The following is a 22,066-nucleotide window of genomic DNA, read 5'->3' as shown; positions in this document are numbered from 1 at the left end:
ACAATATCGATAAAGCCTTGAAGTAAGTTCCTCACTTTCAGGCAGTTACATTAAAAATTGATTGTTTTTTTATATTATAAATGGTTGTTTTTATGCCGGCTTTAGAACTGAAAAATAGATTTCATTTAAACGATCTCCTTTCGGGAGTGGTCGTATTTCTCGTGGCCTTACCCTTATGTTTGGGTATCGCCTTAGCCTCAGGCGCTCCAATCATTTCTGGCATTATTGCCGGAATTGTTGGTGGAATTATTGTTGGCCTGCTGAGTGGTTCGCACATCAGTGTCTCTGGCCCAGCAGCAGGATTGACTGCGGTCATCCTTGTACAGTTAGATCAATTAGGCGGCAATTATGCCGCCTTTTTATTGTGTATTGTATTTGCAGGAATTTTACAAATTTTATTTGGAATATTTAAGTTAGGTTTCTTTGCCAACTTCATTCCAAACAACGTCATTTTAGGATTATTGGCTGCTATTGGGGCCATTCTTATTGTGACGCAGCTGCCGTATTTATTTGGGTTGACTGACTTTTCATGGGAAAAAGTTTGGACTGCCACGCCTGATACTTTTCTTCAGCATTTCGATGAGGGTGCGGCGTTTATTGGGCTACTGAGTTTATTTCTAATTTTAGCTTGGGATAGCAGCCCACTTAAAAAGTTAGCCATACCTTCGGCTTTAATTGCTGTGGTCATTGCAGCAGTTTTAAATTTTGTTTTGATGAATATTGGCTCGCCTTGGGCAGTACAAACCAATAATTTGATTCAACTACCAAATATATTGCAAGCACCGCAAGAGGTATTGGTTTTTCCTGACTTTAGCTATCTGGCTGAACCATTAATTTATACGGGAGCGATTACACTCGCGATTGTGGCATCTTTAGAGACATTACTAAACTTAGAAGCCGCAGATAAACTTGACCCTCAAAAGCGTTCATCTCCACCTAATCGTGAACTGTGGGCACAAGGCGCTGGGAATATTGTTTCAGGTTTAATTGGCGGCATGCCAGTCACTTCGGTCATTGTCCGTAGTTCTGTAAATGCAAATACAGGCGCACGTAGTAAATATTCCACGATTATTCACGGCATATTATTGCTGCTAGCAGTTTTATTCTTTGTTCAACTTATGAACATGATTCCATTGTCTGCACTCGCAGCGATTTTAATTGTGACTGGTTTTAAACTGACTCATCCAAAGTTATTTAAACAGCTGTATCAAAAAGGCTGGAAACAGTTTTTACCTTTCATTATTACCCTTGTTGCAATCTTACTGACAGACTTGTTAACCGGAATTTTGGTGGGTTTATTTACCAGTAGTGCGTTTATTTTATATGGCAACTTCAATAAAGGTGTTCGCGTATATAAAGAAAAGCATTTACATGGAATTGTGACTCGTATTGAGCTTCCATCACAAGTGACTTTTCTTAATCGTTCAGCGCTCATTTCTGCATTAGAACATGTTCATAAAGATCAGCAGTTGATTATTGATGCCACTCAATGTGACTCAATTGATCCCGATATTTATCAGGTCATTCAAGATTATCAGAATGAAACGGCAGTTAAGCGTCAGGTTGATTTGAAGCTTATAGGGTTTAAACAGCATTATGAAGAGGTAGATGATGCGGTTCTTGATATCTACATTAGTACCAGAGATTTACAGCGTAAGTTAAGTCCGCAGCAGGTGGTTACCCTACTTAAGGAAGGTAATGAACGTTTTGTAAAAAATGAACGTTTACAACGCGATATTTACCGTCAAATTCGTGTCACCGCAGATGAAGGCCAACATCCGATTGCGGCTGTTTTAGGATGTATGGATTCTCGTGCACCCACTGAAATGATTTTTGATGTAGGTATTGGTGATCTATTTAGTTTAAGGATTGCTGGTAATATTGCTGGGCAAAAAGTACTAGGTTCACTTGAGTTTGCCTGTCAGGCTAAAGGTTCTAAAGTCATTTTAGTTTTAGGTCATACCGACTGTGGTGCAGTGACCAGTGCATGTCAGCTACGACTACAGCAAAAACAAGTTTCTGATGTGAAGGAAATGCCGCATATTCAATATGTGCTTGGACCACTCATGCGTTCGGTAGAAAGCGTTTATGACATTATGCAACCGCGGGAGTTAAACAAAGCTTTTATTAATCAGGTAACAGCGATGAATGTTCACTACAACATCCAATACATTATTAATAACAGTACTGTACTTAAAGAGCTGTTAGACCGTGGTGAGATTGCAATTATTGGTGCGATTTACGATGTAAAAACAGGACATGTTCAGTTTTTAGATACTTAAATAGCCTTAGATAAAAAAAGCGCTTCGTCAGAAGCGCTTTTTTTATTGTTAACTCAACTTAATATGTCAAATTACCAGTGTTCACCTGGGAAAATGCGTGCATAAGCTTTTTGTGCCCAGTTCAATTTCTCAGCTTTTTGGCCTTTTGCTGCATCAGAACTTGGGAACAGGCGGAAACCAATCGACATAAACATATTGTTGATGCCCGGCGCGACTGAATACGTCATAGACGCCAAACGACCTAAGTTCGTCGCAATACGTTTCGGACGCTTCACAATTGCATAAGCAATTAAATCTGCTGCTTGCTCTGGTGAAAGAGTCGGTACGTATTTATAAATTTTGGTTGGTGCGATCATCGGGGTACGTACTAAAGGCATATAAATTGATGTAATCGCAATTTTATGTGCATGAACTTCGGCAGAAAGACAGCGGCTAAATGCATCAAGCGCAGCTTTAGAGGCAACATAAGCTGAGAAGCGTGTTGCATTTGCTAATACACCAATCGAGCTAATATTAATAATTTGCCCATCTTTACGCTGGATCATATGTGGCAAAATATTAAGAACCAAACGTACAGCGCCGAAATAGTTCAATTGCATGGTGCGTTCAAAGTCATGGAAACGATCATAAGACTCATGAACCGCACGACGAATAGAGCGGCCAGCGTTATTAATTAAAATATCAATATGATCAACAGAAGCTAAAATCTCTTTAGAAACCTGATCAATCATTTCCATGTCGTTAAGATCACATGGGAAAATCGATGCCTGACCGCCACGGCTTTCAATATCTGCTTTAACTTCTTCTAATGTTTCTTGAGTACGGGCAACTAGTAAAACATGCGCACCAGCGTCTGCAAGTTTGTTTGAAATCGTTAAACCGATTCCACTTGAGGCGCCTGTCACTAAAATGACTTTACCTTGTACCTTTTCCTGGAACAGAGCTTCTAATTTTTTATTCACAGCATTTTACCTAAGTAGGGGCAGGGGCTATTTATTCCGGTATGTAATTTTTATTTTTACAACCGTTGGTTCATCCTGATGAACTCCTAAATATTGCCCTATCTTAATAGATGTTTAAAAATTGTCTAGTATGTAAATATATGAAATTTAACAATTTATTTAGAGTAAAAACTCTAAATTATTACCCTAATCCATTAATTATTAGTGAGGGTTAAATCACTTGAAAATAAAAAAGCCTCTATATTCCAGAGGCTTGTTGTATGAGTTTAAAATTTATACAGATGAAAGTGCTTGTTCTAAATCGGCAATTAGGTCATCAACATGCTCAATACCAATAGAAAGACGAACCATATCTTCACTTACACCAGCAGCTTTAAGTTCTTGTTCATTGAGCTGGCGGTGAGTTGTGGTTGCAGGGTGGCAAGCCAGACTTTTCGCATCACCGATGTTTACAAGACGGGTAAATAACTGTAGGGCATCAATGAAGCGGGTACCGCCTTCACGACCATCTTGAACACCAAAAGATAAAATTGCAGAAGGTTTACCTTTTACATATTTTTGCGCAAGTTGATGCTGTGGGTGATCTTTTAAGCCTGCGTAATTGACCCATTTTACTTTCGGATGATTTTGCAAATATTCCGCGACTTTCTGAGCATTTTCAGTATGACGTTCGATACGTAAATTAAGCGTTTCGAGACCCTGTAAAATTAAGAAAACACTAAGCGGGCTAATAGCTGCGCCTGTATTACGTAATGGCACCACACGTGCGCGTGCTATATAGGCAGCCTCACCTAATGCTTCGACATAGTTCACACCATGATAGCTTGGGTCTGGTGTGTTCAAAACTTTAAAACGCTCTGGATATTTACCCCAAGGAAATTTACCGCTATCGATAATCGCACCACCAATACTATTACCATGACCACCAATATATTTAGTAAGCGAATGGATAACGATATCGGCGCCATATTGAAATGGTTTTAATAAAGCAGGAGTGGCAACCGTGTTATCGACAACGACAGGCACGCCATACTCATGAGCGATTTTTGAAATTTCTTCTAAATCGATGATATTGCCGAGCGGGTTACCAATTGACTCAACAAAAACAAGTTTAGTTTTATCATCAATTAAATTACGCAAGCTTTCAGGCTTTTGATAATCAAAAAAGCGAACTTCAATCCCTTGCTTTGGCAAAGTATGGGCAAATAAGTTATATGTACCACCATATAAAGTTGAGACTGAAGCAATATTGTCTCCAGCTTCGGTAATGGTCTGAATGGCATAAGTAATGGCTGCCATTCCCGATGCCAAAGCTAATGCACCAATACCACCTTCAAGTGCAGCAAGGCGTTGCTCAAGCACAGCAGTGGTCGGGTTCATAATACGGGTATAAATATTGCCTTGAACTTTTAAGTCGAAAAGGTCGGCACCGTGTTGTGTGTTATCAAATGCATACGAAGTTGTTTGATAGATAGGGACTGCAACAGCTTTAGTGGTTGCTTCTGGAATGTAGCCTGCGTGAATGGCTAAGGTTTCATCTTTATAAGTCATGATTACTTCATCTTCGTGAGTTAAATATTGAGCGAGTCTAGCCTAAAATTTATATAGAAAATTGCAGAAATTCTGGTTTGTTTTCCAATTTTAGGAATAAAGATAGAAAAATATACGCTGAAACGTTGTATAAATCTTATACATAAACATTTTGCAACTTATTGAAAAAGAAAATTGTTTGATAAATCCGTACGATGGAAATCATAACTTCAAGTCGTTAGTGTTTTCATCGTATAATACGCGCGATTATTTTATCGCTTCTTGCGATGTATTGGTTTTTCAATTGAGGAGTCCTGCGTGGCCCAATATATTTATACGATGAACCGAGTGTCTAAAATGGTTCCGCCAAAGCGCGAAATCTTAAAAGACATCTCTTTATCATTTTTCCCGGGTGCCAAAATTGGTGTTCTCGGTTTGAACGGTGCGGGTAAATCTACCTTGCTTCGTATTATGGCTGGCGTAGATAAAGATTTCTCTGGTGAAGCTCGTGCACAACCTGGAATTAAAATCGGCTATTTAGAGCAAGAGCCGCCACTTGATCCAACGAAAGACGTTCGTGGTAACGTTGAAGATGGCGTACGTGAAGCTTTAGATGCTTTAGAACGTCTTGATCAGGTATTTGCAGAATATGCAGACCCAGATGCAGATTTTGATGCGCTTGCGAAAGAGCAGGAAAAATTAGAATCAATTATCCATGCTTGGGATGCGCACAACCTAAACAACCAGCTTGAAATCGCGGCAGATGCCTTGAACCTTCCAGCTTGGGATGCAGACGTAACTAAGCTTTCAGGTGGTGAACGCCGCCGTGTAGCACTTTGCCGTTTATTGCTTTCTAAACCGGACATGTTGCTTCTTGACGAACCGACGAACCATTTGGATGCAGAGTCTGTATCTTGGTTAGAGCGCTTCCTGAAAGATTTCCCTGGCACAATCGTTGCGATTACGCATGACCGTTATTTCTTAGATAACGTTGCCGAGTGGATCTTGGAGCTTGACCGTGGGCATGGTATTCCTTACCAAGGTAACTATTCTTCTTGGTTAGAGCAAAAAAATGCTCGTTTAGAACAAGAGCAGAAACAAGAAGAATCTTTTGCTAAAGCATTGAAAAAAGAACTTGAATGGGTTCGTTCAAATGCGAAAGGTCAGCAAAAGAAAAACAAAGCGCGTATGGAACGTTTTGAAGAGCTTAACTCTAAAGAATTCCAACAACGTAATGAAACGTCTGAAATCTACATTCCACCTGGCCCACGTTTGGGTAATAAAGTTGTGGAAGTGGAAGGTATCAGCAAATCATTCGACGGTCGCTTGTTGTACGAAAACTTAACGTTTACTGTACCACCAACAGCTATTGTGGGTATCGTTGGTCCAAACGGTGCGGGTAAAACCACATTATTCCGTATGATGACTGGCGAACAGCAACCTGATACAGGTACTGTGACTTTAGGTGAGTCTGTTAAAGTCGCTTATGTAGGTCAGATCCGTGACACTCTAGACAATAACAAAACTGTTTGGGAAGAAGTTTCTGGCGGTTTAGATATTTTGAAAGTGGGCGATTATGAAATTGCTTCACGTGCTTATATCGGTCGCTTTAACTTCAAAGGCCAAGACCAACAAAAACGCGTAGGCGAATTGTCTGGTGGTGAGCGTAACCGTTTACAACTTGCGAAAATTTTACAGCAAGGTGCAAACGTTATCTTACTGGATGAGCCATCAAACGATTTGGATATTGAAACTTTACGTGCGCTTGAGGATGCAATTCTTGTATTCCCAGGTACGGTAATGGTGGTATCGCATGACCGTTGGTTCCTTGACCGTATTGCAACTCACATCTTGTCATTTGAAAATGAACAGCCAGAATTCTACACGGGTAACTATGCAGAATATGAAGCATATCGCCAGTCACGTTTAGGTGAAGACGCTGTTCAAAAGCGTACTAAATACAAAAAAATTAGCGGTTAATTACTGCTAGATTGAAAAAACCAGCCTAAGGGCTGGTTTTTTTATTAGAAGGCAAGTTTACTAAAAGCTTCTTGTAAGCAGTGTTCAGCATAGGGATGACCTTGGCTTGCTGCTTTGTTTAACCACTTTTCAGCTTCTGTATAGTTTTTATCTAAACCAAATTGACCATTTAAATAGCCAATGCCAAGTTTAAAGGAAGCGTCAGCGTTACCTCTTAAAGCTGCACGGAGGTAGCACCACATTGCGTTGCGGTCGTTTGGGGTAATATCTAGCCAATTTTGCATACGTTCATGATCTTGTACGGCTAACTCTTCAAAGCGTAAGCCTTGTTCAATTTCATCCTCAGCTTGTGAATGCATATCGGCTGGCAAGTTTTCAAAGGCAAACAAGTGATTAAGCCCATGCTTGATTGTTTTCATATCCATGATAGTCTCCCCTTGTTCCTCAATTTGATTGAATTGACTCACACTTTTAAGCTAGTCCCTTATATGGAAATCTTATGTTTTATTTTGTAAATGTGATATAGCGCATTTGGATGAAAAATGATGAGGTTTTAGCTTACATAAAAGTTACACGTGTTTTTACGCTTAGCGAAATTACTATAAGAATAGTCGCATTCTTGACTGAAATGAGAGCTTTTAAAATTAGAAAATAGCTTTTATTTTGCGCAAAAAGCTCTTGAGAAAATTTATAAATATCAAACAAAAGAAATTTCTTTAAACAAAGCCAGCTTATGAGCTGGCTGATTATTTTAAGAAAAAAGTTTTTTATTTAGTAAAGTCACCATGCAAATCTGCCCAAATCAGTGATGGAGCTACCGTGACCACATCAAACGCCAGGGCCAAAGGATAAAGCGCCATACGTGTTACACGTTTAAACGGATGCTTCTTTGTTATTTCATCTTTTTGCTGTAAGGCAATTGGATAAGGGGTAGGTAGTGTTTGTTGAGCTTTTAGGGTTCCAGTGGTTTGGTAAATTTGGCCTTTAAAAGGAATAATGGCATAAGGATATAAAAGTTGTGTTTGTTGCTCCATACCCATGAAGTGATTTTTAAATCCTAAGTTTTTTAAATTTTCTTTTTCTTGTTCGCTCAACTTTGAATCAGGAATGTTGTATTGAAATTTGAGTTCACCATGAAAATGAGTGGGATCATCCATTTCAAGCATAAGAGGAGAGGAAATAATTAAAGTTCTTTGATTTACTGGAATATTTTTAATAATACTTAAAAACTCTGAGCTACCTTCGGTCATTAAATAACTATAGTCTTTGCCTACAAATACAAGACCTTGCTCTTGCTGGTTTTTCACTGCTTGTCCCAGTGAAATAATTTGATCTGTTTTTAAAATGGTTGTTTTGACCTCAGTTGTCTCACTTGGAAGGGCTGTCGATAACATAGATGTTGCGCATCCGGTTAAGCCAAGACAAGTGGCTAATATGCAAGTGGTCAACGTTTTATACATAAACATTACTCTTAAAAAAATTATTTTTGTGAAGATAAAAAATGGCTTAGCTTTAAGTGAAAACAACGAAACCAATAAATCAATGTTTTGTAATTTTATTACATGCTAGGTGCCTGCTATAGTGGCTTTGTTCAACTTTTTAGTTTAATGGTGTGCTGTTGCCACGTTCTGCACTTTTCATGTCCGTCTTATTCTGTTTGCTTATATTCCAAAGTTTATGGAATGTGGCAGCGGCATTTTGCGCCCATGAGAATCAGGAAAAAGCATTACATCATTTTGGGCATCATGCAGCGTTGAGTTATGAAGCTTCACAGCATAGCCATACTGAAAAGACAGAAGTCGAAGGGACTACGCATAAAGCTCCTTTAAGCTTGTCCGATCATCATGACCATTTACCTTCATGTTTTCATGTTGTGATTGTAGAAGCACAAGAAAAAATTGTTTCACCTTTAATACAGTCATCTGAGCCAAAACAACAATATTATTGGTCCAATTCTTATAAGTCCCCTCATATCTCTAAACAAGACCCTCCTCCTGTTTTAACCCTGCTATAGGTGGGGTAGCCGAAAAATAACCCACCAGAAATATTATTTATTTCATAGGGTTAATTTATGTCTATTTTTTTATACGAAAAACGTTTCGTTAGTCTGAGCACATCTTGGGTACTTAAATCATTAGTTGTTGCTGTTGCGCTTTCAACTAGTGTCGTAACAAATGCAGCCAGTTCAAATCAGAACCTTGCTGAGAATACTCAACCGCAGCGTGTACAGAATGTTTTAACGTTTGAGCAAGTTCTCGATCAGGTTAAGCAATTTCAGACTCAAACAGGAATTTGGCAAACTCAACAAGACATTGCAGAGAGCAATATCAAACAGAGCCAGCTATGGGAAAATCCGACGGTTTCTGTACAGCAAACGGGTTTTAAATCTGGAAAAGATCAGGAACTAGAACTTGGGATCTCGCAAAAACTAGATATTTTTGGTGTGCGTTCCGCAGCAAAAAAACTGGCAAGTGTTCAGCAAAACCAAGTTGAGTTGAATCAGGTTTTATATGAGGCTCAGCTAAAGCTGGCAGTCAAATATTTATGGTCACAAGTATCGATTTTAGAGCTTGAACATGAAGTTGCCAAAGCACAGTTAAGAACGAGTAAAAATCTTTTAGATGCGACCCGTTTACGTTTTCAGGCGGGCAGTATTGCTCAGGTTGATTTAGATCGGACTTTAATGACGCATGTTGAAAACCAGCGTTTGTATCAGGAAGTTGAATTATCTCTGAGTAGTGCCAAAAGAAAACTGGCGAACTTATGGGGTGAGACGGAAGATAACTTCACCTTACGTCCAGATATAAAAAGTGCGTGGCCTTTAAAAAATGAAGGTGATATCGATCAATACTTAAAACAGAATTTGTTAGAACAGTCCATGCGGCTTCAAGCAATACAACAAAATTCTGAAATTAATTATTTAAAGGCAAAAAATCGCCCTACGCCTACCGTAAATATGGGCGTAGTTCGTAGTAAAACCGCAGAAACGAGCAGTACCGAAAATCAGATACGAGTAGGTATTGCGGTTCCTTTAAATATTTTTAATCGCCAGCAATATGCACTAAAAGCTGCCCAAAGCAAACTCAATTTAATTGATCAGCAGCAAAGCTTTTATAAAAAGCAAAGTCTGAATTCTATTCGTACCCTACAGTACGAGTTGGCTGGTTTGAAACAGCAATATAACTTGATGAATGAGCAACAGATTCCTTTATCAGAGACGGTACAGGAGAAAATGTTGCTTGGCTTTAAAGTTGGTAAATTTGCGATTACTGACGTCCAGCAATCTACCCTGCAATTACAAGAACAACGTTTGAAAAAAGTTCAACTTCTTAAATCTGCTTGGCAAAAAGCAATTGAGGCAGAAAGTTTAGCTCTCGGGATCGATCCAAATATGGTGATGTCTGGAGATGCATTAAATCAAATTAATCAAAATTTATGGCAAGACACCTATAAGTTGCCGACAGTTGGAGGGGCAGAGTAATGTCAGTTAAAAAATTAAAAAACCAATGGCTTATTGCTCTTTTGTTGTTGATTGTCTGCCTTACTTTAAGTGCTTGGTTATTTTTCTCTGGAAAAAAACAGTCCAATACTGATAAAAGTGAAGAAGGGCATGCGGAAGGTGAAGCTGGCCATGGTGAGTCTGAAAAAGAGGAAGGAAGTTTAAACCTGACTTCTAAGCAACTGGTTGAATATGGTGTGAAGTTAGAGCAAGTAGGACGTGGCGAAGTTGAGCAGAGCCTTTCTTATCCTGCCAAACTTGTCGTAAACACAGACCAGCAAGCACATGTCTCTTCAACTTTTTCTGCACGAGTAGACAGCGTAAATGTTGCACTGGGACAACAAGTTGAAAAGGGTCAGGCCCTGGCGACTTTATTTGTACCAGATTTAGTTGATCAACAAGCTAACTTAAGCATGGCGCAAGAAGCACTGACATTAGCGCAGCAAGATTATCAGCGTGAAAAACAATTGTGGGAACAAGGTGTTTCAGCACGTCAAGATTATCAGAAAGCTTACAATGCTTATCGTCAGGCACAAATTCAGGTACAAGCTGCAAATAGTCGTTTAAGTGCCTTGGGAGCGACTCGCTCAAGCAAAGGCCGATATGTTTTAACTGCGCCTTTAAGTGGTGTAATCAGTAATAAAGATATTGTGATTGGTGAGCAAATTGGTCCTGATAAACAGTTATTTGTGATTGATCGCCTAGATCAACTATGGGTTGAGTTTGTGTTACCAAGTACAAATACCAATATTCAGCCTAATCAGGAAATTGAATTTAAATCACTGCAAACGAACAATATTTTCAAAGCGCAGGTGCAAAGCCTAACTTCAGAAGCGGATACTCAAACTGGTCGTTTACAGGTTCGTGCCAAGGTGCTGACACCTTCAAAAGAATTACGTCCTAACTTAATGGTCAATGTGTTACTGAAACAAAATAATGCAGCGACTGTATTACGGGTTAACAAGACAGCGGTACAACAGATCGATGGAAAGAATGTGGTCTTTGTTGCAAAACAGGAGAAGGACAAAATTCATTTCGCTCCAGTTGCCGTGGAGTTAGGCAATTATTCTTCAGATGCACAATGGGTCGAGGTTAAATCAGGAATTACCGAAAAGCAGCAATATGTGACGCAAGGTAGCTTCTTGCTTAAGTCCGAACTTGAAAAAGGGGAGGCTGAGCATGGACATTAATAAACCTGATTTGCCAGAGGCTGAAGGTTTGTTTGATCGGATCATTCAGTTTTCAATTAATAACGCCATTTGGGTCATGATGTTTGTCATTGCTTGGATTGGTGTTGGAATTTATAGCTACCAAAAACTTTCAATTGATGCTGTGCCTGATATCACCAACGTACAGGTACAAATCAATAGTCAAGCAAATGGCTTTACTGCGCCTGAAGTTGAGCAAAGGATCACTTATCCGATTGAAAATGCCATGTCTGGTATTCCAAATCTGGAACAGACTCGTTCAATTTCCAGATATGGTCTTTCTCAGGTCACCATTATCTTTAAAGATGGTACTAACATTTACTGGGCAAGGCAGCTGATTAACCAGCGGTTACAAGAAGCTAAGAGTGCTTTACCCGATAGCATTGATCCGCAAATGTCTCCAATTTCAACTGGACTCGGTGAGATTTATCAATGGGTGGTAAAAGCCGAGCCAAATGCTAAAAAAGCAGATGGGTCAGCCTATAGTGCAATGGACCTGCGTGAAATTCAAGACTGGATTATTCGGCCCCAGTTACAACGCGTACAAGGGGTAGCCGAGGTGAATAGTATTGGTGGATATAACAAAACCTATGTGGTTTCACCAGATCTGACACGGTTACAGCAGTTGCAGATTCCACTCACCGATTTACAAGATGCGCTTCAAAATAACAATGAAAACCGCGGTGCTGGATTTATTGAAGAGAATGGTCAGCAACTCACAGTTCGTGTTCCGGGTATGCTGACGTCGATACAAGATATCCAGAACGTTACGGTCGCCACGAAAAACGGTTTGCCTATAAGGGGTGCTGATGTGGCCTCAGTATCGATTGGTCATGACTTGCGTACGGGTGGTGCTACCTATAATGGACAGGAAACTGTTTTAGGTATCGCCATGATGATGATGGGTGAAAACAGTAAAACCATTGCCAAAGCGATTGATCAGAAAGTTCAGGAAATTCAGAGATCACTCCCTCAGGGTGTTGTGATCGAAACAGTCTATGATCGGAGTAACCTTGTAGATAAAGCAATTAAAACAGTAGCTAAAAATTTGATTGAAGGGGCGATTTTAGTCATCGTTATTCTTTTCATTTTTTTAGGAAACTTTCGCGCTGCTTTAATCACTGCTTGTATTATCCCGTTGGCAATGCTTTTTACCTTAACAGGTATGGCAGAACAGAAAATCAGTGCCAACCTCATGAGTCTAGGAGCTTTGGACTTCGGGATCATTGTAGATGGGGCGGTTGTTATTGTTGAAAACTGTATTCGGCGTTTGGCTGAAGCACAGCATTTAAAAGGCCGTTTATTAATACGTTCAGAACGTTTTACAGAGGTCTTTCTAGCAGCTAAACAGGCACGCCGACCATTAATATTTGGTCAGATCATCATTATGGTCGTGTACCTACCAATTTTTGCTTTAGCAGGCGTAGAAGCAAAAATGTTCCACCCTATGGCAATGACGGTCGTTTTAGCGTTATTGGGAGCAATTATTTTATCTGTGACCTTTGTGCCGGCAGCTGTCGCTCTGTTTGTTACGGGTGAAGTGAAGGAAAAAGAAAGCCGTTGGATGATGGCCTTGAAAAAAGGTTATGCAGGCTTACTCGATAAAGCATATGCCTTCCGATATGTTATTGTTACAGCAGCGGTCAGCATCTTGATTTTAACAAGTGCAATTGCAACAAGAGTAGGAAGTGAGTTCGCGCCTCAACTCAGTGAGGGTGATTTTGCGTTGCAACTCATGCGTGCACCGAGCACAGGCATAGAGGAGTCGCTTAAAATTCAGGAGAATGTCGAAAAGCAGTTACTGAAAGCCTTCCCTGAAATTAAAGCCATTTTTGCAAGAACAGGAACAGCCGAGGTTGCTACCGATGTCATGCCTCCTAATATTTCAGATGGTATTGTTCTATTAAAACCACACGATCAATGGCCAAACCCTAAAGAAACAATAGATGAATTGCGTGCCAGAATGCTGCAATTCGTGAATCAGATTCCTGGTAATAACAGTGAATTCTCACAACCAATTGAACTACGTTTTAATGAGCTCATTTCAGGTGTACGTAGTGATATTGGGGTGAAAGTTTTTGGGGACGATATGCAGGTCCTCAATCAGGAAGCAGAAAAAATAGCCCAACAGCTACGTAGTATTCAAGGTGCCAGTGAAGTCAAAGTTGAACAGACTGACGGTTTGCCATTACTGAATGTAGATGTTGATCATGCATTGGCTGCCCAATACGGTTTATCAGTCAAGTCTATTCAGGATATTGTCTCCGCGAGTATCGGTGGGCAGAGTGTAGGACAAATTTTACAGGGCGATAGACGTTTCGATTTTGTGATTCGTTTGCAGGAAAACATGCGTACGCCTCAGCAGTTAGCCCAGTTACCGATTCGCTTACCAAACGGTGGTCTAATTCAGTTACAAGACGTCGCTAAGGTTGAGAATATTCTAGGCCTTGCTCAAGTAAGCCGTGAAAATGGTAAGCGCCGCGTCATTGTGACAGCAAATGTGCGTGATCGTGACCTTGGGTCTTTTGTACAAGAGATGCAAAGCAAACTGGCGCAGCAAAAGCTACCTAGTGGTTACTGGTTAGGTTATGGAGGACAATTTGAAAATCTTGCTTCTGCTACAGCAAGAATGCAGGTTGTCGTACCAATGGCACTCATCATGATCTTTGTGTTGCTGATGGCTGTATTTAGTAATTTTAAAGACAGCTTACTGGTGTTTAGCGGAGTTCCTTTCGCTTTATCTGGTGGATTAGTGGCTTTATGGCTGAGAGATATACCACTTTCCATGTCTGCTGGGGTCGGTTTTATCGCTTTATCGGGTGTTGCAGTGTTAAATGGTTTGGTCATGCTCACGTTTATTAAAGAGCTGAGAACAACTTTAGATGTTCATGCGGCAACTTGGAAAGGAGCGGTATTACGATTACGTCCAGTATTAATGACAGCATTCGTAGCTTCACTTGGTTTTATTCCGATGGCTTTGGCAACAGGAACTGGAGCCGAAGTACAACGACCTTTGGCAACGGTCGTAATCGGTGGCATTATTTCATCTACGATATTAACTTTGGTTTTATTACCAGTCATTTATCGATGGATGAATGAAAGCAAAGCGAAAAGCACTGAGCATTCATAATGTCATCGTTTTGAGATATCTTTTTTGATGATAGCGTCAATTCAAAAAAGTGTTTGAAAGAGGTAAAAGTAGAGATGTATCTATCATTACTTTTACCTCTCCATAAAGATAAATAATAAGGAGTCCGCAAAATGGGTGGACAACATGGTCATGATCATAGTCATGCTGTAGTGACTGAAGGTAATGCTAAGAAATTAATGATTGCTTTAGCACTCACCTCAACATTTTTAATTGTTGAGGTCGTTGCTGGTTTAATCACGCAAAGTTTGGCATTACTCTCCGATGCTGCGCATATGTTTACTGATGCTGCTGCTCTGGCAATTGCTTTGGTTGCAATTCAGATCGCAAAGCGTCCAGCCGATAATAAACGTACTTTTGGTTATCAGCGCTTTGAAATTTTGGCTGCATTATTTAATGCGCTCATGCTGTTCGTGGTGGCAATTTATATTTTATATGAAGCCTATATCCGCTTCTCTAAACCACCTGAAATTCAAAGTGTGGGCATGCTCATTGTGGCAACCATTGGTTTGGTAATTAACCTCATCTCAATGAAAATCCTCATGTCGAGTGCCAATAACAGCTTAAATGTGAAAGGTGCTTATTTAGAGGTATTGAGTGATGCGCTAGGCTCGGTTGGCGTTATTATTGGTGCAGTTGTGATTTATTTCACCAACTGGTACTGGGTCGATACGATTATTGCGGTACTGATTGGTTTTTGGGTATTACCAAGAACATGGGTTTTACTTAAACAAAGTATCAATATTTTGCTCGAAGGTGTACCCGAAGAAGTCGATATTGAAAAGTTACGTGCTGATTTACTGTCTTTAAATGGTGTTGAAAGTATTCACCAACTCAAGGTATGGGCGATTACGTCTAAAAACATCCATTTAACCGTGCACTTATTTGCACCTGACGCTGATCGCACCAAGCTTTATCAAGATGCTGTTGAAATGCTTTCCCATGAGCATGGTATCGGCGAAGTGACATTGCAAATTGAAGATGATGCCGAGATCAATTGCCAGCATATTGCTCAACATGCTTCACATGAACATGATGAGACTGACAAAGAACATTCACATCAGCACTAAGCTGATGTGAATACTTTTTAAATTTCCCATTCGTGATTGCAGTCACGACATTTCCAGTGTTTTTGTGACTGCATAAATGCTTGCATAGACAATTTAAAGTCTGGCAAATCACGCCAGAACATAAAACCCGCCCCTAGAGTCACAACAAAAACAACGACCGTTGCAATTTGTAGAGAAGTGCCTGCACCATTGCCAAAAATCCACATAAAAATACTAATCACAACCAAGAGTAATAGTACAAAAATGGCAGGAACTAAAATCACTAAGCTCTTAGGCACAACAGGCTTGGCACTGTTAACGCCTTGGCTTACAGGCATAATTTTAACACTTTGACATTGAGGGCAACGATATTGCATGACAGCTCCACATTAAATTTGAATCTATTCTAACGGAAATGCAGAGAAAGGAAAAAATTTGTAGGGCTTTAGAAAAGTGAGGTGATGATTAGATATAAAATACTTTTTTGAAACAAGCATATATAAAAAAATGATGATTTATGCGTACACATAAAAGTTAAAATAATACTGTAGAGCATGCTAATCTAGATAAAAACCAAGTGTGTTCAACACTGGAAATGAGCTGAAAAGCTGATTAATAGGATGCGAAAGAAATATAAAAAGGAGAGGGACTTGGGTCAAGAAGATGACAATAAGTCGAAGCCTATAACGACATCAACAGTTTCAGGGAACCCTGACCCTATAAAACTGTCATTCTCACGCCGTTTGCTGCATAAGACCTTGCAACATGCTCATGATGCCGTCGGATTTGCTAGTGATACGACACGTAATCTTGCAGAAGTTGCAGATGCAGCCTTAGATGCTTTAGACCATGTAACAACTCATACAAAGCGTGGAGTCGTTGGCATGACCAATCTGGCAGCAGGAACTGTTAGAGATATGGTGTCTGAAACCAGTGAAACTGCGCGTCAGGTTGCGTTAATTATGGCCCGTACTTTTCTAGGTAAGAGTACGCTGAATTTATATTTGCCTGAAATGCTGTTGAACAGCCAAATTCGTAAGCGAATAGATCGGTCAGAAATTGATGATATTAAAGTTCAATGTGGCAATGATCGGTTTCAGGTTGAAATCGATGGACACTATCACCGTTTCCTGTATCGGCTGAGTTTAGATTTCCGTGTGTTGGAATGTCGAATTGGGCAAGAAAAATTCTTACGCTTACGCCAAATGGATGAGAGCCTAGATGTGCAAATTCGTCATGGTGGAACATTGTCGAATTGGGCAGTCCGTCGAATTGGGCGAGTCGGTTTTGAAGTCATTAATATGTTGCCTATACCATCGCTGATTAATCATTTGATTCGTGATATTCCAGGCATTCAGCGTGATGGTCATCGTATGTGGTTTATTGATCTTGAACAGGCAGGATTTATTGACTTCATTAACAACCGTTCATGGATGGTAGAAAAACTTTTAAGCTTGACAGATTTTAGTATTTTACCGGGGCTCAATATTTTGAGAGAAAGCCGTGAGCTTGTGCAGCAACTGGTAGATCAATTTGAAATAAAAGGTCTGCGTGTTCAATCAGGTCGTCTTGAAGTTCAGGTTGGAATTGCGAATTAAATTATCTTCATGAGAAGCTGATTGATGATCAGCTTTTTTTATTGTCTAGATAAGAAAAAAGCCACTGTCGTTATGCAGTGGCTTTTTAGAATTTGGCGTCCCTACGGGGATTCGAACCCCGGTTACCGCCGTGAAAGGGCGATGTCCTAGGCCTCTAGACGATAGGGACTTATATGAGGCTAGTTATCTGCGCGCAGTAAACTGCTTGCCTAAATTCTCGGAAAAGATAATTAATCTTTGCTTTTCCTCAAATTTAGTGGCGTCCCTACGGGGATTCGAACCCCGGTTACCGCCGTGAAAGGGCGATGTCCTAGGCCTCTAGACGATAGGGACGTTTAAGAGGTGGGCGTATATTAGGTCGATTTAATAAAAGTGTCAAATAGTTTTCTGAAGAAATATTAAAAAAAACAGTCAAGCGCTTAAAAATAACTCAAATTGTAGAAAATATAGTCATTTATGGCTAATTTTTATTGAAAAGGTTCGATAATGGCTTTGATAACTTCGTGATGCTGTAAGTAACCCACAATTTCATGGGGCTGGTTAGCAAAAGTAAAAATTTCTTGATTAATGATGGGCGGGGTAAAATCAAAAGGTGCTTCACTTAACGGGAAAGCAGTTAAAAAATCATCTTTTGAGTAGAAATTATACCAATCACCATTGAGGCATTTTGGTCGTTCAATCGGAATGGGAAGTTTACTTTGGATCACCCGAAAAGAAAGTGGTGAAGCCAAGGTAACAAAGCGTTGTACTGAAAAATGATAAGCCGGATCTGATAACAAGTGAAATGCGATCACAGAGCCCAAAGAGTGTGCGACTACAATGCACTCTTCATCATCATGCATTTGTTTTAAAATTCTTTGGTGAACTTCGTACATAAAATCAGGATTAGATAAGTACATGTAAGTTTCAATCAAGAATTGTTGAATTAAACTCTCATGTAGTTTGGGAAAATTATTTAAAAGAACCACCATTTCTTTAAGAACACGATCTTTTACTAACTGTGAAGTCAGATATAAGCGTTCTGATAAGCTTTCTGCAGGTTGATCAGGAGAAAGGGGGAGATGGGGTACAAAAGGAGTATGCTCCTTAGGTGTAGAGGCTTGCTGGTTTAAATGGATAGGTAAATGAAAGTTAAAAGATTTTGGAAGTAAGGTGTTTAGGTCTAATTGATTGGATAATTGATATTTCGTCATTAAATCGCCATAAAATGGCATATGTATATGTAGATCTCTTAAATTAACTCTACAATGTAATTGTTTTAAGCCCAGTTTAAATACTTTTAGCCAATGCTCCTTTAAACGATGTGCGGTGTAATTCTGTTGATTCATCCCATGGATAAATATAATTTTCATTGTAGGCAAAGAATTGTTTTTAATATAAATTTTAATCTACAACGGTAGATTCTATAAAGCCAGTATCTAGGCAAAAAAAAGTGTAGCTTTTTGCTACACTTTTTAATTACAAGCACTTAAGCTTTGTCGCGATAAAAAATAAAGTAACTTACATAGCATAAAGCAGTAAAAATTAAGCAACCTACAAAACCTGCTCGCATTTGAGGGTCAGCTGCCATACTTAAACAGGTAATAAAGCAGAAAAGAAAACCTAAAATTGGAACGATAGGGAATAGTGGTGCCGCATATTTTAAATCTTTAACTGTATGACCTGATCTATACCATTGGCGGCGGAAATTGAACTGACTTAAACAAATACTCATCCAGACAATAACCATGGTAAAAGCTGCAACACCGAGTAAGTTTTTAAAGATGGTTTCAGGTGCAAACTGTTCCGATAACAAACCTGGGATTGCGCCAAACATGGTAACAACCAGAGCCACAATAGGTGTTCCACTTTTTGAAAGTGTGGCAAATACACTTGGAAGGAGTTTTTGCTCTGATAAAGACCACATCATACGTGAAGCTGCATACAAACCTGAATTTGCAGCTGAGAGCAGTGCCGTAATAATTACAAAACGAATGATGTCATCAGCATATGGAATCCCGATGTAATTAAATACAGTAACGAAAGGACTGCTACTTACACTTTCACTGCTTAAGCCTGCAAGCTGGAAAGGAAGTAATGCGCTAATCACAATAATGGTGCCTACAAAGAAGATAAGAAGACGCCAGATTGCAGCATTAATCGCTTTAGGGACGTTCTGTGCAGGATCTTTCGTTTCACCAGCAGCCACACCAATCAGTTCTGTTCCAGAGAACGCGAAATTCACAATCAGCATGGTTGTAAAGATAGGGAGGAAACCGTGTGGGAGCCAGCCTTGGGCAGTTAAATTACTAAACAGAGGCGCAGTTTGAGCGCCATGAAAAGGAATTAAACCAAAAATGGCTAATAACCCAAGCACAATAAAGGCAATAACGGTAACGACCTTAACCAGTGCCAGCCAGAACTCTGACTCAGCGAATACTCGAGTTGAACTAATATTTAGTCCAAAAATAGTTACTGCAAAAATAAGTGTCCAGATCCACATTGAAATTTGTGGAAACCATTCCTGCATAAGTAGAGCAGCAGCGGTAAACTCCGTTCCTAGCGTTGCTGTCCATGTTAGCCAGTACATCCATGAAATCATGTAACCTGTACTTGGGCTAATGTACTTTTGCGCATATGCACCAAAAGAGCCAGAAACAGGCATATGGACAGCCAGCTCGCCTAAACAGAGCATAACCATGTAAGCAATCGCACCCCCAAGAATGTAGGCAATAATTGCGCCAATAGGTCCAGTTTGTGAAATGACTTCCCCTGAACCTAAAAATAAACCAGTACCGATTGCTCCCCCTAGCGATAACATCACAAGGTGGCGAGTACTCATGGCTCTTTTTAAAGGTGCAGTACTGTTCTGATGCTGAGCATCTAGTTGATTGTCAGATGGCTGCATATTACACATTGAGAGAATTTGAGAAAGACGCTATTTTAGATAAAATAGACAAATGTGCAATCAAGAAGGTGTCAAAGAATAGACAGGAAGGTGACGAAAGAGTCTTTAAAATGAATTTTTCAAAAAGAAAATGGCGTCCCTACGGGGATTCGAACCCCGGTTACCGCCGTGAAAGGGCGATGTCCTAGGCCTCTAGACGATAGGGACTTGATGAGGCAAACACAAAGGATCTTGGTGGAGCCAAGCGGGATCGAACCGCTGACCTCTACAATGCCATTGTAGCGCTCTACCAACTGAGCTATGGCCCCAGTTTGTGTGAGCGCAATATTAGGGTGAATGCGCCCACACGTCAACAAAAAAATGAATTAAGCTTCGCTAGTTGCTTCATTTTTCGGCAATTTTAAGCTTTCATTGAGTTTTTCCCAGATTTTTACCTCTTTTTTGCTCGGTGCACCCACAATTTCTAATGCATGTCGTAAACGAGCAAAGGTTAAATCAGGACCAATCGTAACCATTGATTGCATCACTGGTGTAGAACTGGTTGAGCCGGCAATTGCAATAAAGAACGCTGGCATAAAGTCACGTAATTTAATACCCATCTGATTTGCCAAGTCCATTAAGGTTTGGCTAACCGTGTCATTATTCCAAGTAAATTGACCTTCAAGACGCCAAATTGCAAATTGTAAGCTTTGACGAACTTGTTCTTGAGTCAATTTTTTACTTTCAAACATTTCGGCTGTAATTTGTGGCATATGATTAAAGTAAAAACCAGCCCAATTCACAGCTTCAGAAAGTAAATTAATACGTGGTTGAATAGCGGCAGCAATGTCTTCTAAAGTGCTGCGATCACTTTTCCAAGTAAGTAAACGGTCTAATAGTTGGCTTGGTGTTAAGCCTTTAATCCATTGGCCATTTAACCAATTGAGTTTTTCGACATCAAAAATCGGACCACCCAAAGATACACGTTGAATATCAAAGTGATCCATCATGTCTTGAAGAGTAAATACTTCACGCTCATCTGGCATTGACCAGCCCATACGGCCTAAATAGTTGAGTAAGGCTTCTGGTAGAACACCGATATCGCGGTAGTAGTTAATTGATGTTGGGTTTTTACGTTTAGATAATTTTGATTTATCTGGGTTACGTAATAATGGCATGTGGCAAAGCGTTGGCATTTCCCAGCCAAAGTATTGGTAAAGCAACTGATGCTTCGGTGCAGATGGAAGCCATTCTTCACCACGTAATACATGCGTGATTTCCATTAAATGGTCATCAACAACATTGGCTAAATGGTAAGTTGGTAAACCATCTGTTTTAAGAAGGACTTGCATGTCGACTTGTGCCCAAGGAATTTCTACTTCCCCACGGAGTAAGTCGTTAAATTTACATACACCTTCTTCTGGTACTTTCATACGAATGACATGAGGTTCACCCGCTTCAAGACGGCGAGTGACTTCTTCTTGAGAAAGCTTTAAGCCACGGCCATCATATTTTGGTGTTTCACCACGTGCTTGCTGTTCAGCACGCATTTGATCTAGTTCTTCTGCTGTCGCGAAACAGTAAAAAGCATGACCTTTTTCAACAAGTTCTAACGCGTATTGCTTATAAATTCCCATGCGCTCTGATTGGCGATAAGGCGCGTGAGGACCACCCACATCTGGACCTTCAGACCAGTTTAAACCTAACCAACGTAAAGAATCTAAAATCATTTTTTCAGATTCTGGTGTAGAGCGAAGTTGGTCTGTATCTTCAATTCTTAAAATAAATTCCCCACCATGTTGTTTCGCAAAACACATGTTGAATAAGGCAATGTAGGCAGTACCAACATGAGGGAAACCAGTAGGAGAAGGTGCAATACGAGTACGAACTTTCATAGATAATGGGTCAAAATAAAAATTGAAACTATTATAACGAAAAAGCCCA

16 protein-coding genes and 4 tRNA genes are annotated in these 22,066 nt (G+C 39.9%); 8 read left to right on the top strand and 12 right to left on the bottom strand.

Annotated elements, in window-relative coordinates; all coding sequences use genetic code 11:
- Positions 1-92: 92 nt before the first annotated feature.
- On the top strand, positions 93-2,282 hold the full coding sequence (locus ACH63V_RS02105; protein WP_396462589.1) for a bifunctional SulP family inorganic anion transporter/carbonic anhydrase: 2,190 nt from the start codon (positions 93-95) through the stop codon (positions 2,280-2,282).
- Between the two features lie 71 nt (positions 2,283-2,353).
- Here ACH63V_RS02105 and ACH63V_RS02100 read toward each other — a convergent pair whose 3' ends face one another.
- Together ACH63V_RS02100 and ACH63V_RS02095 are read right to left on the bottom strand one after the other, a co-directional pair.
- On the bottom strand, positions 2,354-3,244 hold the full coding sequence (locus tag ACH63V_RS02100; protein WP_262094070.1) for an SDR family NAD(P)-dependent oxidoreductase: 891 nt from the start codon (positions 3,242-3,244) through the stop codon (positions 2,354-2,356).
- A 273-nt stretch (positions 3,245-3,517) separates the two neighbouring features.
- Entirely contained in the window at positions 3,518-4,795 is a 1,278-nt protein-coding gene (locus tag ACH63V_RS02095) for an O-acetylhomoserine aminocarboxypropyltransferase/cysteine synthase family protein (protein ID WP_396462588.1), read from the bottom strand.
- 297 nt (positions 4,796-5,092) lie between these two features.
- Here ACH63V_RS02095 and ettA point away from each other — a divergent pair, with 297 nt between their 5' ends.
- Positions 5,093-6,754 carry an energy-dependent translational throttle protein EttA gene (gene ettA / locus ACH63V_RS02090; RefSeq protein ID WP_086264776.1) on the top strand — a complete coding sequence of 554 codons (1,662 nt, stop codon included), beginning with the start codon at positions 5,093-5,095 and terminating at the stop codon, positions 6,752-6,754.
- 44 nt (positions 6,755-6,798) lie between these two features.
- Here the strand turns inward: ettA and ACH63V_RS02085 are convergent, their stop codons facing one another.
- Positions 6,799-7,179 (bottom strand): tetratricopeptide repeat protein, encoded by a 381-nt coding sequence (locus ACH63V_RS02085; RefSeq protein WP_263614751.1) that lies wholly within the window; start codon positions 7,177-7,179, stop codon positions 6,799-6,801.
- A gap of 342 nt (positions 7,180-7,521) precedes the next feature.
- Positions 7,522-8,214 (bottom strand): hypothetical protein, encoded by a 693-nt coding sequence (locus ACH63V_RS02080; protein WP_396462587.1) that lies wholly within the window; start codon positions 8,212-8,214, stop codon positions 7,522-7,524.
- A gap of 158 nt (positions 8,215-8,372) precedes the next feature.
- On the opposite strand from ACH63V_RS02080, the gene ACH63V_RS02075 reads away from it, so the two are divergent.
- The 5 genes from ACH63V_RS02075 to ACH63V_RS02055 all read left to right on the top strand — a co-directional run bounded on the left by ACH63V_RS02075 (position 8,373) and on the right by ACH63V_RS02055 (position 15,679).
- A complete protein-coding gene (locus ACH63V_RS02075; protein WP_396462586.1) occupies positions 8,373-8,768 on the top strand; it encodes a cation efflux protein, CzcI-like in 396 nt (131 codons plus the stop codon).
- 57 nt (positions 8,769-8,825) lie between these two features.
- On the top strand, positions 8,826-10,235 hold the full coding sequence (locus ACH63V_RS02070) for a TolC family protein (RefSeq protein ID WP_396462585.1): 1,410 nt from the start codon (positions 8,826-8,828) through the stop codon (positions 10,233-10,235).
- Complete coding sequence (locus tag ACH63V_RS02065; RefSeq protein WP_396462584.1) at positions 10,235-11,443, top strand: efflux RND transporter periplasmic adaptor subunit; 1,209 nt, start codon at positions 10,235-10,237, stop codon at positions 11,441-11,443. The genes ACH63V_RS02070 and ACH63V_RS02065 overlap by 1 nt, the downstream gene beginning before the upstream one ends.
- Positions 11,433-14,591 (top strand): efflux RND transporter permease subunit, encoded by a 3,159-nt coding sequence (locus ACH63V_RS02060; RefSeq protein WP_396462583.1) that lies wholly within the window; start codon positions 11,433-11,435, stop codon positions 14,589-14,591. The genes ACH63V_RS02065 and ACH63V_RS02060 overlap by 11 nt, the downstream gene beginning before the upstream one ends.
- Before the next feature lie 131 nt (positions 14,592-14,722).
- A complete protein-coding gene (locus ACH63V_RS02055) occupies positions 14,723-15,679 on the top strand; it encodes a cation diffusion facilitator family transporter (RefSeq protein ID WP_004705149.1) in 957 nt (318 codons plus the stop codon).
- Positions 15,680-15,696: 17 nt separating this feature from the next.
- Here the strand turns inward: ACH63V_RS02055 and ACH63V_RS02050 are convergent, their stop codons facing one another.
- Positions 15,697-16,035, bottom strand: a complete 339-nt coding sequence (locus ACH63V_RS02050; protein ID WP_002051673.1) for a membrane protein — start codon at positions 16,033-16,035, stop codon at positions 15,697-15,699.
- Positions 16,036-16,308: 273 nt separating this feature from the next.
- Here ACH63V_RS02050 and ACH63V_RS02045 point away from each other — a divergent pair, with 273 nt between their 5' ends.
- The gene (locus tag ACH63V_RS02045) at positions 16,309-17,256 is read left to right on the top strand and encodes a hypothetical protein (protein ID WP_319915099.1); all 948 of its coding nucleotides are present in this window, start codon (positions 16,309-16,311) and stop codon (positions 17,254-17,256) included.
- A 93-nt stretch (positions 17,257-17,349) separates the two neighbouring features.
- On the opposite strand, the gene ACH63V_RS02040 is transcribed toward ACH63V_RS02045, so the two are convergent.
- The 7 genes from ACH63V_RS02040 to gltX form a co-directional block, all read right to left on the bottom strand.
- Positions 17,350-17,425: transfer RNA gene (locus ACH63V_RS02040), tRNA-Glu, on the bottom strand.
- A gap of 88 nt (positions 17,426-17,513) precedes the next feature.
- Positions 17,514-17,589, bottom strand: a tRNA-Glu gene (locus tag ACH63V_RS02035).
- Positions 17,590-17,723: 134 nt separating this feature from the next.
- On the bottom strand, positions 17,724-18,608 hold the full coding sequence (locus tag ACH63V_RS02030) for a hypothetical protein (RefSeq protein WP_396462582.1): 885 nt from the start codon (positions 18,606-18,608) through the stop codon (positions 17,724-17,726).
- 116 nt (positions 18,609-18,724) lie between these two features.
- Positions 18,725-20,143 carry an amino acid permease gene (locus tag ACH63V_RS02025; protein WP_396462581.1) on the bottom strand — a complete coding sequence of 473 codons (1,419 nt, stop codon included), beginning with the start codon at positions 20,141-20,143 and terminating at the stop codon, positions 18,725-18,727.
- A 131-nt stretch (positions 20,144-20,274) separates the two neighbouring features.
- Positions 20,275-20,350: transfer RNA gene (locus ACH63V_RS02020), tRNA-Glu, on the bottom strand.
- Positions 20,351-20,375: 25 nt separating this feature from the next.
- A tRNA-Ala gene (locus ACH63V_RS02015) sits at positions 20,376-20,451 on the bottom strand.
- 57 nt (positions 20,452-20,508) lie between these two features.
- The gene (gene gltX / locus ACH63V_RS02010; protein WP_240287612.1) at positions 20,509-22,017 is read right to left on the bottom strand and encodes a glutamate--tRNA ligase; all 1,509 of its coding nucleotides are present in this window, start codon (positions 22,015-22,017) and stop codon (positions 20,509-20,511) included.
- Positions 22,018-22,066 lie beyond the last annotated feature (49 nt).

It is taken from the genome of Acinetobacter sp. ABJ-A23_2, assembly GCF_044538765.1.
Lineage (GTDB): Bacteria > Pseudomonadota > Gammaproteobacteria > Pseudomonadales > Moraxellaceae > Acinetobacter > Acinetobacter nosocomialis_A.
The sequence above is the reverse complement of the archived record's forward strand: the minus strand, read 5'-3'. Positions and strand labels throughout refer to the sequence as shown.